The 14608-nt window shown below is 72.7% G+C and carries 12 protein-coding genes; 3 read left to right on the top strand and 9 right to left on the bottom strand.

Annotated elements, in window-relative coordinates; genetic code table 11:
- Window positions 1–68 precede the first annotated feature (68 nt).
- Window positions 69–1292 carry an arginine deiminase gene (locus H4687_RS34710; RefSeq protein WP_046913220.1) on the bottom strand — a complete coding sequence of 408 codons (1224 nt, stop codon included), beginning with the start codon at window positions 1290–1292 and terminating at the stop codon, window positions 69–71.
- 151 nt (window positions 1293–1443) lie between these two features.
- Here H4687_RS34710 and H4687_RS34705 point away from each other — a divergent pair, with 151 nt between their 5' ends.
- Together H4687_RS34705 and H4687_RS34700 are read left to right on the top strand one after the other, a co-directional pair.
- Window positions 1444–2559, top strand: a complete 1116-nt coding sequence (locus tag H4687_RS34705; protein WP_046913221.1) for an SPFH domain-containing protein — start codon at window positions 1444–1446, stop codon at window positions 2557–2559.
- Window positions 2556–3452, top strand: a complete 897-nt coding sequence (locus tag H4687_RS34700) for an inorganic polyphosphate kinase (protein WP_050399310.1) — start codon at window positions 2556–2558, stop codon at window positions 3450–3452. Before H4687_RS34705 ends, H4687_RS34700 begins: the two co-directional genes overlap by 4 nt.
- Window positions 3453–3677: 225 nt before the next feature.
- Here H4687_RS34700 and uppS read toward each other — a convergent pair whose 3' ends face one another.
- From uppS to H4687_RS34680, 4 genes are all read right to left on the bottom strand, one after another.
- Window positions 3678–5531 (bottom strand): polyprenyl diphosphate synthase, encoded by a 1854-nt coding sequence (gene uppS / locus H4687_RS34695; protein ID WP_192781754.1) that lies wholly within the window; start codon window positions 5529–5531, stop codon window positions 3678–3680.
- Between the two features lie 271 nt (window positions 5532–5802).
- The gene (locus tag H4687_RS34690) at window positions 5803–8355 is read right to left on the bottom strand and encodes a polynucleotide kinase-phosphatase (RefSeq protein WP_046919347.1); all 2553 of its coding nucleotides are present in this window, start codon (window positions 8353–8355) and stop codon (window positions 5803–5805) included.
- On the bottom strand, window positions 8352–9842 hold the full coding sequence (locus H4687_RS34685) for a 3' terminal RNA ribose 2'-O-methyltransferase Hen1 (RefSeq protein WP_046919348.1): 1491 nt from the start codon (window positions 9840–9842) through the stop codon (window positions 8352–8354). Before H4687_RS34685 ends, H4687_RS34690 begins: the two co-directional genes overlap by 4 nt.
- A gap of 251 nt (window positions 9843–10093) precedes the next feature.
- Window positions 10094–11017: an LLM class F420-dependent oxidoreductase gene (locus H4687_RS34680; RefSeq protein WP_046919349.1), complete on the bottom strand. Its 924-nt coding sequence runs from the start codon at window positions 11015–11017 to the stop codon at window positions 10094–10096.
- Between the two features lie 238 nt (window positions 11018–11255).
- Here H4687_RS34680 and H4687_RS34675 point away from each other — a divergent pair, with 238 nt between their 5' ends.
- Window positions 11256–11423: a hypothetical protein gene (locus H4687_RS34675; RefSeq protein ID WP_167358658.1), complete on the top strand. Its 168-nt coding sequence runs from the start codon at window positions 11256–11258 to the stop codon at window positions 11421–11423.
- A 243-nt stretch (window positions 11424–11666) separates the two neighbouring features.
- On the opposite strand, the gene H4687_RS34670 is transcribed toward H4687_RS34675, so the two are convergent.
- The 4 genes from H4687_RS34670 to H4687_RS34655 form a co-directional block, all read right to left on the bottom strand.
- Entirely contained in the window at window positions 11667–12143 is a 477-nt protein-coding gene (locus tag H4687_RS34670) for a DUF6099 family protein (RefSeq protein ID WP_046919079.1), read from the bottom strand.
- 258 nt (window positions 12144–12401) lie between these two features.
- On the bottom strand, window positions 12402–12764 hold the full coding sequence (locus H4687_RS34665; protein WP_046919080.1) for a nucleotide pyrophosphohydrolase: 363 nt from the start codon (window positions 12762–12764) through the stop codon (window positions 12402–12404).
- Window positions 12751–13926: an AAA family ATPase gene (locus H4687_RS34660; protein ID WP_046919081.1), complete on the bottom strand. Its 1176-nt coding sequence runs from the start codon at window positions 13924–13926 to the stop codon at window positions 12751–12753. The genes H4687_RS34665 and H4687_RS34660 overlap by 14 nt, the downstream gene beginning before the upstream one ends.
- 167 nt (window positions 13927–14093) lie before the next feature.
- Window positions 14094–14483 (bottom strand): cell division protein SepF, encoded by a 390-nt coding sequence (locus H4687_RS34655; protein ID WP_013000139.1) that lies wholly within the window; start codon window positions 14481–14483, stop codon window positions 14094–14096.
- Window positions 14484–14608: the final 125 nt, after the last annotated feature.

The raw sequence follows: 14608 nt of genomic DNA, 5'->3' as shown, positions 1-14608 counted from the left end.
GGCGCATGTCCGGACGGGCGCATGTCCAGACTTCCGGCCGGCCGGCCGCATGCCGTACGGTCGCCCGCCTATACGGCGGATCTCTCCACCGGGCAACTCATACAGCGCGGCCCGCCCCTCCCCCGCCCCAGCTCGCTCCCGGGAATCTCGATCACCTCGATGCCCTGCTTGCGCAGATGCGTGTTGGTGGTGACGTTGCGTTCGTAGGCGACGACGACGCCGGGCTCGACGGCGAGGACGTTGCAGCCGTCGTCCCACTGCTCGCGCTCGGCGGCGTGCACGTCCTGCGTGGCGGTCAGCACCCGGATGGAGTCCAGGCCGAGCGCGGCGGCGATCGCGCGGTGCATGTGCTCCGGCGGATGGTCGGTGACCTTGAGCTCCTTCTCGCCGACGCCGGGTTCGATGGTGTAGGAGCGGAGCATGCCGAGTCCGGCGTACTGGGTGAAGGTGTCGCCGTCGACCATGGTCATGACGGTGTCGAGGTGCATGAAGGCGCGGCGTTTCGGCATGTCGAGGGCCACGATGGTCCGCGCGGAACCGGCGGCGAACAGCTTGTGGGCGAGCATCTCCACGGCCTGGGGGGTGGTGCGCTCGCTCATGCCGATGAGGACGGCGCCGTTGCCGATCACGAGGACGTCGCCGCCCTCGATGGTCGAGGGGTAGTCGGCCTGCCCCTCCGACCAGACATGGAACGTCTCGTCGCGGAAGAGGGGATGGTGCCGGTAGATCGCCTCGAAGTGGACGGTCTCGCGCTGGCGGGCGGGCCAGCGCATGGCGTTGATGGAGACCCCGTCGTAGATCCAGGCGGAGGTGTCGCGGGTGAAGAGGTGGTTGGGCAGGGGGTCGAGGAGGAACTCGTCCAGCTCCATGACGTGGAAGCGGACGGACGCCGGCTCCATGTGCGCGTCGAGGAACTCGCGCTTGGTCATGCCGCCGATCAGCGCCTCGACCAGCTCCGCCAGAGGAAGCGACTCGAAGGCGGTCCTGAGGTGGTCCGTGGCGAGCGGGCCGTACTCCTTCTCGTCGAAGACCCGGTCGAGGACCAGCTCCCGGGCGCTCGGGATCCGCATGGCATCGGTGAGGAGGTCGCCGAAGAGGTGGACGGCGACCCCCCGGTCGCGCAGCACGTCGGCGAACCCGTCGTGCTCGGCGCGCGCCCGGCGCACCCACAGCACGTCGTCGAAGAGCAGCGCGTCCTTGTTGCTGGGGGTGAGCCTTTTGAGCTCTAGATCCGGCCGGTGCAGGATGACGCGGCGCAGCCGCCCGGCCTCGGAGTCGACGTGGAATCCCATGTCCTCATCCTGACCATTCTGGCGCGTGTTCACCCGCCGGTCGACCGAATCGGACTGCTTCCATCTCGTCCCCTTGACGATAAGAGGCCATCCCATTATCGTCTGAGTGACACTAAGCGGGGTCGATCAGTCATCACGAGGGGGATCATCCATGGCCGACATCACCAGACGGCTCGGCTGGCGCCATCTGCGCGGCGCGCCCACCGCGCACATCCGCCACCACCGCTCCGGGCGGCTCGTGCACGACGGCCCGGGGCTGAGCTTCTGGTACCGGTCGCTGAGCGCCGCGCTCTCCGAGATACCGGTGGACGACCGGGAGCTGGCGATGACCTTCCACGCCCGTACGTCCGACTTCCAGGACGTGGCGGTACAGGCGACGGTCACCTACCGGGTCAGCGACCCGGCGATCGCCGCCGTCCGCCTCGACTTCTCCATCGACCCCGACACGGGCATCTGGCGCGGCGCACCCCTGGAACAGCTCTCGACGCTGCTGACGGAGACGGCCCAGCAGCACGCGCTGGACGTCCTGGCCCGGACGACACTGGCGTCGGCCCTGGTCGACGGCGTCGCGGCGGTCCGGGAGCGGGTGGCGAGCGGGCTGGCGGCCGAGCCCCGGCTCCCCGCCACCGGGATCGAGATCGTGGCCGTCCGCGTGGTGGCGCTGCGGCCCGAGCCCGAGGTGGAGCGCGCGCTGCGCACGCCCGCCCGGGAACAGATCCAGCAGGAGGCGGACCGGGCGACCTACGAACGGCGGGCGGTGGCCGTCGAGCGGGAACGGGCCATCGCCGAGAACGAGCTGGCCAGCCAGATCGAACTCGCCCGGCGCGAGGAGCAGTTGGTCGAGCAGCGGGGGACCAACGCACGGCGGGAGGCGGAGGAGAGGGCCTCGGCGGACGCGGTGAAGGCGGGCGCGGAGGCGGCCCGGACGGTACGGCTGACCGAGGCGGAGGCCGAGCGGACGGTGAAGCTCGCGGAGGCGGAGGCCACGCGGAGCGTGAAGCTGGCCGAGGCCGAGGCGCAGCGGCAGGTCAGGCTCTCCGAGGCGGAGGCGCGGGCCGCGCGGGCCGTCGGTGAGGCGCGGGCCGAGGCGCAGGCGGCCTGGCTGCGGGTGCACGCCGAGGTGGACGCGGCGACGCTGCACGCGCTGACCGCGACACGGCTCGCCGAGAACCTGCCACGCATCGAGAGCGTGACCGTCTCGCCGGACGTGCTGACCGGGCTGCTCTCGCGGCTCGGCGGGGCGGGCGGCGGCGGGGACGCGGCGTGAGTCTCGCCCCGCGGGTGGTGCTGGTCCATCGCACCACCGAGTACGAGGAGTTGGTGGCCCGGCACGGGACGCACGGCCAGGCCGCCTTCTTCCTGCGGTCCCGGGGACGGGACATCGAGGACGTGGCCGAGCGGCACCGGCGCGAACGCGGGGCGCTGGCGGAGGTCACGGCCTCGGTGCCGCTGACCTGGCGTCAGGCCCGGGTCGAGCGGGGCGACCTGGACCGGTTCCTGTTCGCCCCCGAGGACGTCGTGGTCGTGGTCGGGCAGGACGGGCTGGTGGCCAATGTCGCCAAGTACCTCGCGGGGCAGCCGGTGGTGGGGATCAACCCCGACCCCCGGCGCAATCCGGGCGTGCTGGTGCGTCACCGGCCCGATCAGGCGGGGAAGTTGCTCACCTCCTCGCAGCACGGCGTCGGGTCGGACGAGCTGACCATGGTGGAGGCCGTCGCCGACGACACGCAGCGGCTGGTGGCGCTCAACGAGATCTACCTCGGCGCGGCGGGTCACCAGACCGCCAGGTACCGCCTGGGGTTCGACGGCGACAGGGGTGCCGTCGAACCCCAGGCCTCGTCCGGGGTGCTCGTCGGGACCGGGACCGGGGCGAGCGGATGGATCCGGTCGGTGTGGCAGGAACGGGCGAGTGAGCTGGCGTTGCCCGGTCCCGGCGAGGACCGGCTCCTGTGGTTCGTCCGCGAGGCATGGCCCTCGCCCGCCACCGGAACGTCGCTGGTGGCGGGGCAGTTGGCGGCGGCCGCCCGGCTGTGTCTCACCGTCGAGTCGGACCGGCTCATCGTCTTCGGGGACGGGATGGAGGGGGACGCGCTGGAGCTGACGTGGGGGCAGACGGTGCGGGTGGGGGTGGCGGGGGTCCGCTTGCGGCTGGTGGGCTGAGGCGGTCGGTCGCCCCCGCCGCCCCCTACCCGTCCGTCCCAGGGGCTGCGCCCCTTCCACCGCGGTTCGGCGCGTTCTTCGGGTGCGGGTGGGTGGGGGCTGGTCACGCAGTTCCCCGCACCCCTTAAAGCACCGGGGCCGACCCATGCCGCCTAGGGGCACGGGGAACTGCGCGAGAAGCCCCCACCCACCCGCACCCGTCCACGCATCGAGCCGCCCCAGCCTCTACTCGGCCCCCTCCACAGGCGCCGGCACCGACGCGGCGCCCTTGCGGCGCTTGCGGTGGGTGTAGGCGACCACCGCCTCCCACAGGTCGCGGCGGTCCACCTCGGGCCAGGGGTCGTCGGTGAAGTGGAGTTCGGCGTAGTGGGCGTGCCAGGGGAGGAAGTTGGAGGTGCGGATCTCGCCGCTGGTGCGCCACAGGAGGTCCACGTCCGGCAGGGCGTGGTGGGGCAGATGGGCGGCGAAGAGCTGCTCGGAGACGCGCGCGGGGTCGACCTCGCCGGCCACCGCGGCACGGGCCAGCGCCGCGCCCGCGCGGGCCAGTTCGGCACGCCCGCCGTAGTTGACGCAGACGTTGAAGGTGAGGCCGGTGCGGTGGCGGGTGGCGTGCTCCTGGGCCCGCAGGACCTCCACCACGTCCTCCGGGAGGCCGTCGGGGGAGCCCACCCAGCGCAGACGTACGTCGTGGTCGAGGAGTTCGCCGTCGAGGAGTTCGGCGCGCATGATCGCGAAGAGTTTGGAGACCTCGTCGGGCGACCGCTTCCAGTTCTCGGTGGAGAAGGCGTAGACCGTCAGATGGGCGAGGCCGATCTCCAGGGCGCCCTGGACGACGTCCCGCAGGGCGACCGCTCCGGCCCGGTGGCCCTCGTCACGGGGCAGCCCGAGCCCGGTCGCCCACCGGCCGTTGCCGTCCATGACGATCGCGACGTGCCGCGGGAGATGAGCCTCGGGTATGGCCGGAGGGCGGGCACCGTCGCGGTGCGGGCGCGGCGGCAGCGGCGGGTCGGCGACCCGCGTGACGAGCCGTTCGGTGCCGTCGGCCGGGGAGTACGACGGCCCGGCCGAGGCGCCGTCGGCGGACGGTGTCGTACCCGCGCGGGCCCCGGCCGCCGTCCTCGCCGGGGAGTCGCCCGGCGGCAGCGTCAGCCGCCACACCACGGCCGCCCGCGCCCGCGCCGGGCCGAGGACGCGCCATTCGACGTGCCGGGGAACCCGAACCGGCCGGTGCAGGACGGCCGATCCGGCCCGGACGATCGCGTCCAGCTCCGCGCCGAACAGTTCGACCGCGCTGTCGAGCACGATGGCGGGGCCCAGCGGCAGCGTGTTCCGCAGCGCCCGGCGGGAGTTCTCCAGCCATTCACGGGCCTGGCCCGCGAGGTGCGCGACGAGCCGCCGGACGGCGGGGGTCCACTCGCGGGACAGCAGCTCGGCCGGTGTGACGTGGAAGCGGTCGAGGACCTCGGCGGGGAACCAGACCTGCCCGGCGTCGAGGTCCTCGGGGAGGTCGCGGAGCATGTCGGTGAGGAACAGGCCGTCCACGAAACGGGTGAAGCCCGGAAGGTCGCGCAGGCGCACGGGGACGGGCAGCCCGGAGCGGACCAGCATCCGCATCAGCTGCTCGGGCCAGCTGACGTTCTGGGCGTGCGCGCGCTCCCGCCACTCCTGCCAGGTCGCCACACCCTCACGGCCCTCGTCCCGCCCTACCGCGTCCAGGGAGGCCAGCAGGTCGCCGAGGTCGAGCCCCCAGTGCCACACCGCGTCGGTCAGCGCACGCCGGACCGGGTCGTCGCTGGTGCCGCTCGCCAGGTCCGACTCCAGCGCGGCCCGCCACTGTTCGAGCCGGCGGGCGCGCTCCTGCGGGGTGCCCTCGGTCGAGTCGACCAGGTCGTCGGCGGCGGCGAGGGCGGCGTACAGGGCCCAGCAGGCGGGGCGTACGGCCGGGGGCATCAGCTGCATCAGGGCGTACTCGGTGGGCCGGGTCGAGCGGACCAGGCGGCGGCACTCCTCGTACGCGGCGTCGAGTGCCGATCGCTCTCGCCCGGACCGGGTGACGGACCGCGTGGTGCTGCGACGCATGGGAAACCCCACATACCTTCGAATGGGACCGATGGGACCGACTCGGGTGACAGCGATCGCCTGCGACTGGCTTCGATCACTTTCCCCCGAGCACTGCCGGAACCGCCGGAACCATTCGAACGCAGTGCACGGCCACGCCTGGCTGCGACATTATCAGCCGCATTGTCGCCTCCCGGGCGCGGGTCCGCCCGTGCCGGACGGGGTTCCGTCCGGCACGGGCAGGGGCCGTACCCCACCGCGCCGGGGGCCCGTGGGCCCCGGACGCGGGTTATCACAGCCGGGGGTCGACCGGCTCCGACTCCAGGGCCAGTACCCCGAACACCGCCTCGTGCACCCGCCACAGCGGCTCACCCTCGGCGAGTCGGTCCAGGGCCTCCAGGCCGAGGGCGTACTCGCGCAGGGCGAGCGACCGCTTGTGGTTGAGGAACCGGCCGCGCAGCCGGTCGAGGTTCTCGGGGCGGGTGTACTCCGGGCCGTAGATGATCCGCAGGTACTCCCGGCCCCGGCATTTGATGCCCGGCTGGACCAGCCTCCCCTGGCTGCCGCGGACCACGGCCCCGACCGGCTTGACGACCATGCCCTCGCCGCCGCGGCCGGTCATCTCCAGCCACCAGTCGATCCCGGCCCGCACCGAGGCCTCGTCGCCGGTGTCGACGAAGAGACGCCGGGTGGTCTGCAGCAGACCGCTGACGTCGAACTCGACGAGCCGGTCGATGAGGGCCAGCTGCTCGTCGTGCGGCAGGGCGGCGAGGCTGCGGCCCTGGACGGCGAGGATCTGGAAGGGGGCGAGGCGGACACCGTCCAGGCCCTCGGTGGGCCAGCAGTACCGCCGGTAGGCGTCGGTGAACGCGGCCGCGTCTGCGGCCCGCTCACGCTGCTTGCCCAGCAGCTCCCCCACGTCCACGCCACGGGCCGCCGCACCCTCCAGGGCGGCCAGCGCGCCCGGGAAGACGGCGCCGGAGGCGGCCCCCACAGCCGCGTACTGGGTGCGCAGCAGCCCGGACGCCTTCAGCGACCAGGGCATCAGTTCGGCGTCCAGCAGCACCCAGTCGGTGGCCAGGTCCTCCCACAGCCCGGCCGCCGTCACGGCTTCGCGTATCCGGCCGAGGACCAGCTCGGTGCGGGCCTCGTCGTCGAAGAAGGGGCGGCCGGTGCGGGTGTAGAGGGATCCGGTGGGGCCGTCCACACCGAAGCGCTCGCGCGCCGCGGCCGCGTCCCGGCAGACCAGGACCACGGCCCGCGAACCCATGTGCTTCTCCTCGCACACGACCCGGGCGACCCCGTCCTCCTTGTACTGCGCGAACGCCTCGGCCGGGTGTTCGAGGAAACCGTCGACGCGCGAGGTGGCCGTCGGGGCCATCGTCGGCGGCAGGTACGGCAGCAGGCGCGGGTCGACCGCGAAGCGGCTCATGACCTCCAGCGCGGCGGCGGCGTTCTCCTCACGGACCGACACCCGGCCCGCGTGCCGGGTCTCGACGACCCGCCGGCCGTACACGTCCGCCAGATCCAGCGGCCGGCCCTCGTGCCCGCCGGGAGCCTCCGTGGCCAGCGGCCTCGCCGGCTCGTACCAGACGCGCTCGGCGGGTACGTCGACGAGTTCGCGCTCCGGCCAGCGCAGCGCGGTGAGTCTGCCGCCGAAGACGGCGCCCGTGTCGAGGCAGATGGTGTTGTTCAGCCAGGTGGCGGTGGGCACCGGGGTGTGGCCGTAGACCACGGCGGCGCGGCCCCGGTAGTCCTCCGCCCACGGGTAGCGCACCGGCAGTCCGAACTCGTCGGTCTCGCCGGTGGTGTCGCCGTACAGCGCGTGGCTGCGCACCCGGCCGGAGGTTCGGCCGTGGTACTTCTCCGGCAGACCGGCGTGGCAGACGACCAGCCGGCCGCCGTCGAGGACGTAGTGGCTGACGAGCCCGTCGATGAACTCCCGGACCTGCTTCGTGAACTCCTCGCTCTCGCCCTCCATCTGCTCGATGGTCTCGGCGAGGCCGTGGGTGTGCTGGACGTTGCGGCCCTTGAGGTAACGGCCGTACTTGTTCTCGTGGTTGCCGGGGACGCACAGGGCGTTGCCCGAGCCGACCATGGACATCACCCGGCGCAGCACGCCCGGGCTGTCCGGGCCCCGGTCGACGAGGTCGCCGACGAAGACGGCCGTACGGCCCTCCGGGTGCACGCCGTCGACGTAGCCCAGCTTGCCGAGCAGCGCCTCCAGTTCGCTCGCGCAGCCGTGGATGTCACCGACGATGTCGAACGGGCCGGTGAGGTGGGTGAGGTCGTTGAAGCGCTTCTCGGTGACGACCGTGGCGTTCTCGACGTCCTCGACACCGCGCAGGACGTGGACCTTGCGGAAGCCCTCGCGCTCCAGGTGCCGCAGGGAGCGGCGGAGTTCGCGGGTGTGGCGCTGGATCACGCGGCGCGGCATGTCGGCGCGGTCGGTGCGGGCCGCGTTGCGTTCGGCGCACACCTCCTCCGGCACGTCGAGCACGATGGCGATCGGCAGGACGTCGTGCGCGCGCGCCAGTTCGATCAGCTGCTTGCGGGACTCCTGCTGCACGCTGGTGGCGTCGACGACCGTGCGGCGGCCGGCCGCGAGGCGCTTGCCCGCGATGTAGTGCAGGACGTCGAAGGCGTCCTTCGTCGCGCTCTGGTCGTTCTCGTCGTCGGAGACGAGGCCGCGGCAGAAGTCGGACGAGATGATCTCGGTGGGCTTGAAGTGCCGCCGGGCAAACGTCGACTTGCCCGAGCCGGAGGCGCCGACCAGCACCACGAGGGAGAGGTCGGTGACGGGCAGGACGCGCCCCGGGATGGTCTGCGGGATGTTCTCACTCATGCTGCCTTCGCCTCCTTCTCGCCGGTGTCCTTGCTGTCGCGCCGCGTGAAGACGGCCATCTGGGTGGGCGGCCCCACCTCCGGGTCGTCCGGTCCGACGGGCACGAACGCGGCCTCGTAGCCGTGCCGTTCGGCCACCCTCGCCGCCCAGGTGCGGAACTCCTCGCGCGTCCACTCGAAACGGTGGTCGCCGTGCCGGACATGGCCGGCCGGCAGGCTCTCCCAGCGGACGTTGTACTCGACGTTCGGCGTGGTCACGAGGACGGTCCGCGGGCGGGCCGAGCCGAACACCGCGTATTCCAGGGCGGGCAGCCGGGGCAGGTCGAGGTGCTCGACGACCTCCGAGAGCACGGCGGCGTCGTACCCCTTGAGCCGCTTGTCGGTGTAGGCGAGGGAACTCTGGAAGAGCTGGACGCGGGCCGCCTGGCGCTCGCCCATGCGGTCGAGCTTGAGGCGGCGGGAGGCGATGGTCAGCGCGCGCATCGACACGTCCGTACCGACGATCTCGGTGTAGCGGACGTCCTTGAGCAGCGCCTGCACCAACTGGCCCTGACCGCAGCCCAGGTCGAGGACGCGCGCCGCGCCGGACTCCGCGAGCGCGGCGAGGATCGCGTCCCGGCGCTGCACGGCGAGCGGCGTCGGCTTCTCCTCGCCCCCGGCCTCGCCGTCCGCCGGCTCCTCGACGGCGTTGTCGATCGCCTCGACCTCGCTGTCGTCGGCCTCGGCGAGGCGTACGAGCTCCAGGCGCTCCATGGCCTGCCGCGTCAGCGACCAGCGGCGGGAGAGGTAGCGGCTGGTGATCAGCTTGTGCTCCGGGTGGGCCGGGAGCCAGCCCTCGCCCGCGCGCAGCAGCTTGTCGACCTCGTCCGAGGACACCCAGTAGTGCTTGGTGTCGTCGAGGACCGGCAGCAGGACGTACAGGTGGCGCAGCGCCTCGGCCAGGGTCAGCGACTCCGACTCCAGCACGAGCCGTACGTAACGGGAGGCGCCCCACTCCGGGAACTGGGTGTCCAGCGCCACCGGTTCCACGGTGACCGTCCAGCCGAGCGGCTCGAACAGCGCGACGACGAGGTCCGGGCCGCCGCGCGCGGGCAGCGCCGGTATCTCGACGCGCAACGGGCGGGTCTGCTCCGGGAGTTCGGGCTTGGCCTTGCACTGGCCGCGCACGGCGCTGGAGAAGACGTCGTTGAGCGCGACGGCGAGGAGGGAGGAGGCCGCGTACGGGCGGTCGTTGACGTACTGCGCGAGGGCCGCGTCCGGTGCCCCGCCGCGGCCCTTGCCCTTGCCGCGCCGGACCAGCGCCACCGCGTCCACCTCCAGCAACAGCGCGGCCGTGCACCGCTCGACGCCCGCCTCGGGGTAGAGGACGTGGGCCTTGCCGTACGAGGTGGAGAACGCCTGCGTCCGATCGGGATGCTTGTGCAGCAGGAAACCGAGATCGGTCGCTGGGCGCTCTGGGGTGCCGGTGGTACTGATCGTCAGAAACACGGTGGAGTGGCCTCGTGGTGAGTGTCCGGGGCGGGTGCCCGCGTCGAGGAGAAGGTGTCTGAACTGCGGATACCTGCGCATCGTCCCGTTTCGGCGCGCGCCCCCAACGTACAGGCAGGGCTCGGGCCGCACGCGGGCATTTTCCGTACGCCACCGGGTGCGTGGCGGCCGTACGCCACCGTGTGCGTCCGGCCGCGCGGCGACGCGCTCCCGCGCCTCCGGGGGCGCGGGGACGCGTCCCTCGCTTTCCCCTACGACAGCTGGGACTGCACCTGGCCGGCGATCAGTTCCAGGTGGTCCAGGTCGTCGAGGTCGAGGATCTGGAGGTAGAGACGCTGGGAGCCGATGGCCTGGTAGCGGGAGATCTTGTCGACGACCTCGGCCGGGGAGCCGGCGAGGCCGTTGGCCTTCAGCTCGTCGACCTCGCGGCCGATCGCGGCGGCGCGGCGGGCGACCTCCGCGTCGTCCTTGCCCACGCAGACGACCAGGGCGTTGGAGTACACGAGGTCGTCGCCCCTGCGGCCGGCCTCCTCGGCGGCCGCGCGGACCCGGCCGAACTGGCGCTCGCTGTCCTCGATCGAGCCGAACGGCATGTTGAACTCGTCGGCGTAGCGCGCGGCGAGGCGCGGGGTACGGCTCGCGCCGTGACCGCCGATGAGAACCGGCACCTTGGCCTGCGTGGGCTTGGGCAGCGCGGGCGAATCGGTCAGCTGGTAATGGGTGCCCTCGTAGGAGAACGTCTTGCCGACCTCGGTGGCCCACAGACCGGTGACGATGGCCAGCTGCTCCTCCAGGCGGGCGAACTTCTCCTTGGGGAAGGGAATGCCGTAGGCCTTGTGCTCCTCCTCGAACCAGCCCGCGCCCAGGCCGAGTTCGACGCGACCGCCGGACATCTGGTCGATCTGGGCGACCTGGATGGCGAGCACGCCGGGCAGCCGGAAGGTGCCGGCGGTCATCAGGGTGCCGAGGCGGATGCGCCTGGTCTCGCGGGCGAGTCCGGCCAGGGTGACCCAGGCGTCGGTGGGGCCGGGCAGGCCGTCCGAGGACCCCATGCTGAGGTAGTGGTCGGAGCGGAAGAAGGCGTCGAAGCCGAGGTCCTCGGTGGCCTTGGCGACGGTGAGGAGGGTGTCGTAGGTCGCCCCCTGCTGGGGCTCGGTGAAGATGCGAAGATCCATGCCTCCATCCTGCATGCTCGGACCCCGGTCGACGGCACCGGTCCCGCCGGTGCCGCCGCGCCACGGTCGGGTGAAATCCGCCGCTCCTGTGCACGGGGCGGGCTCGGCCCAGTGACCGGGGACAACGGTGATCGTTGCTCGGGAGGAGCCGGACCGCCCGGCACCCGTCGCCGGCGGCCGCTGCCGGGACGCCCGCACACGTGCCCCCTCGGGGGGCGAGGGCCGAGGAGGCCGTCACATGTCCCAGGAAGCCGTGCCGGAGCAGGCTGCCGTGCCTGCGCAGCCGAAGGGTCTGCTCCAGCAGATGGAGGAGCTGATGGCTGCCCTGAACGCGGACCTGTCCCAGCTCGACGCGGACCTCTCGGTGCCGCGGGCCGCTGCCGCGGAGGAGAGCGGCGCCGTCTGATCCCTCCCTGAGTCGTGCCACCCGTCGCCCGGCCTCGTCCTCTGCGGCCGGGCGTTCGTCATGTCGCCGTCCGGCGTGGGTGCGGTGGATGGCAGCGGGCTCGATGGATCGGGGGTCGAAGGGCTGGTGGGTCGGGGGCGAGGGGCCGGCGGGTCGGAGCTGCGGGGTGGGTGCGGGTGAGTGGGGCTGGTCGCGCGGTTCCCCGCGCCCCTGGAAGAACGGGGCCCGGCTCTGATGAGGGGGTCATCCGGTGGTCGCGTCCCGTTCCGAGAGGACCTGGTCTCTGACCGCCAGGCGGCGCAGCATCTCCAGGACGCGGTCGCGGGCCTCGTCCGCCGCGTCGATCGCCTCCATGCACTGCCAGTACGTCGCCTCGTCGCCGGCGCCGCTGGCCAGGCCGACGAGGGCGATGCCGACCTCGCCGAGCAGGACGCCGAGCCGCACGAGCGACTCGTGGGCGTCGCCCAACTCGGTGAGCTGGGCGGCGCGTAAGTCGCCCACGCCGAGCGGAGGCGCGCCGAGTATGCCGCAGCCGCTGCCGGCCAGTTCGGTCAACCCGAGGGCCTCGCCGCGCAGTTCGGGAGGTCCCGAGACCGCGAGGCGACTGCCGATGGCCTGGGCGAGGGCATAGGACTGCCACGCCTCCGCCATGAGCTGAGGTCCCTCGGCGCTGCCCGCCAGTGCTCGCCTGCTCGCCACGATGAGCCGCACCGCATCCATGCGCTGCCCCCGACTGTCCCGACGCGCTCTCACACGTCCGCCTGAACTCCTGCCTGTTCATTACCCACAGTGAGGGTCGCCGAGACGGAAAGCCAGAGGAAGTCTGAAATCTGTGGATAACAAGTCGGCTGTGGAGAACTTTTTGACTCCGGAGAGTGACGGCGGTGCGAGAATCCGACGCCGCCGACCACCCGTCGAGCACCCACCGACCACCCACCGACCACCGTCGAGCACCCACCGAGTGCCCGCCGAGCACCGTCAGGGGCGCTCCGGCGCCGGGAATCTCCGCTCGTTGCGGTCGATCTTCGCGGCCAGGGCCGACAGCGGATCGACACCCAGGACCTCGCACAACTGGAGCAAGTAGGCCAGCACGTCGGCGACTTCGTCGGTGACACGGTGGGCGGACCCGGGGTCCGCCATCACGCGGGCCGACTCCTCCGGCGTCAGCCACTGGAAGATCTCGACGAGTTCGGACGCCTCCACGCTCAGCGCGGAGACCAGGTTCTTCGGGGTGTGGTACCGCTGCCAGTCGCGGGCGGCGGCGAACTCCACGAGGCGCCGCTGCAGGGTCGCCACGTCGAGTTCGGTCGCGGACTCCCGCGCGGGTTCAGGATCTTTCACGGTTCAGGTCTACCACCGTCACCCCTGGCAGCCCCACGGCCCAGGAGGCGTCGCTCACCGTGCCGGCCAGCCGGATGTGCCCGCGTTCGCACATCCGGGCCGCCAGCCGCACCAGTTCCAGGGCCTGCCTCGGATCGAGGGACCGGTCGAAGCCGTCGGCGAGGACCGTGAGCGTCTGCAGTGCCGCGGGCACCTCCGCGACCGGGTCGACCTCCAGGACGCCGGGCCCGGTGAACAGCACCAGGGCCAGCGCCAGATACCGCAGCTCCCCGTCACCGAGCAGGCCCAGGGCCGTCCGCACCCCGTCCCCCCGGTCCAGCACGGCCCGTACCGCGCCGTCGCGCAGCGGCTCGGCCAGCAGGTCCAGCACCGGTCCCGCACAGCCGTCGCGCACGGCCCCTACGAGCAGCGCGTGCCGCCGGCCGCACTCCGTGCGCGTGCGCCACAGCACGTCGGCGAGGTTGTCGCAGCCGCGCAGCAGGCGTCCCGAGCCGAGCGGTACGGCGGCGCGCATCCGGCCTGGCCGCGGATCGCAGGCGTAGACCGAGCGGAGGGCGACGACCGTCTGCTCGGCGGCGGCGAGCACCTGACGCTGGCCGTCCGTCTTGCCGGCCACGCGCAGCGGGAGCAGGGCGGTGCCGAGGCGGTCGTCGGGGAGCGGGCCGCGGGTGACCGGGGAGGTGCCGGCGGTGTGCCAGGAGGCCTGGACGACGGGGCGGCCCGGGTCGACGAGCGCCGTCTGCAGCAGGGTGCGACCGCCGGACGTCAACCGCTCGCCCACGATGCGGAGTTCGGGCTCGGCCTGCACGGCGACGTCGAGGTGCACGGGGCCTTCGGGGCCGTCGGTCGTGCAGCCGATGCGGAATCCGCGCCGCCGCTGGGCGTCGGGCCGGGCCCGTTCGGGGACGCAGCCGAGCGGGTCGGGGAAGGCCTCGTCGAGGCGGGCGCCGCCGCCGAGTCTCGCGAGCGCCTCGTAGGCCCGCAGGGCGGTGGTCTTGCCACTGCCGCTGCGTCCCGCGAGGAGGGTCAGCGGGCCCAGCGGCAGGAAGGCGCCCCGGTGCCCGGCGAAGGCGGAGAGCCGCAACTCGATGACGCTCGGCCGCTCCGGACGGGCCCCGGCGTCCGCGCCGGGGAGCATCGGCGACAGGGATGACACGGTCATATGCGGACAGTAGGAGCCCGTTCACCAGGCAAACCGTTCCGCCGAGTGGATCTTCCTACGATCGAGGGAGCGCCCTCATCAGAGGGAGGGCGCCCCGCACTCCTCGGGAGCGCCCCGATCGGATCGGGAGCGGCAGCGTCGGCCCCGAGCGCCCCACGCAGCGCTCCTCAGACCCCGGGAACCCCCGCCCCCTCCATCAGCCCCCGCACCTCGGTTCCGCGTGGGGTGAGAAGGAACACGTTCCGGTCCACGCGGTGCATTCCGCTGGCGAGGCCGAAAACGACCCCTGTACTGAAATCCAGTACGCGCTTGGCGGTGTCGGCCTCCGCGCCCGACAGATCCAGCAGCACCGGAATGCCCGCCATCAGCGTTTCCGCCACGTCACGGGCGTCCGCGAAGACGTTGACGCGGAGCACCACGAAGCGGCGGCGGGCCTCGGTCTCGGCTTCCGGTATGGTCCGGTGGCCGACCGCGGACGGCCAGGCGTCCCGGCCCCGCAACGGCACGACCTGGGCGAGCCCCTCCCACTGCTCGTCGGTGACATCGTGGCTGTTCACCCTGTTCACCGGCCTTCCCCCTGGCTCGCACTGAATGACTGCATCGGCCAATTCTTACGCATGGTCACCCGTTCGGCCCAACAGCGACACGGACCGCCACGCCTCCTTCCGGAACAACGGCCGGA

Origin of the sequence: Streptomyces stelliscabiei (assembly GCF_014873495.1) — a bacterium.
Classification (GTDB): domain Bacteria; phylum Actinomycetota; class Actinomycetes; order Streptomycetales; family Streptomycetaceae; genus Streptomyces; species Streptomyces bottropensis.
This window is presented reverse-complemented; position numbering and strand designations above follow the sequence as displayed.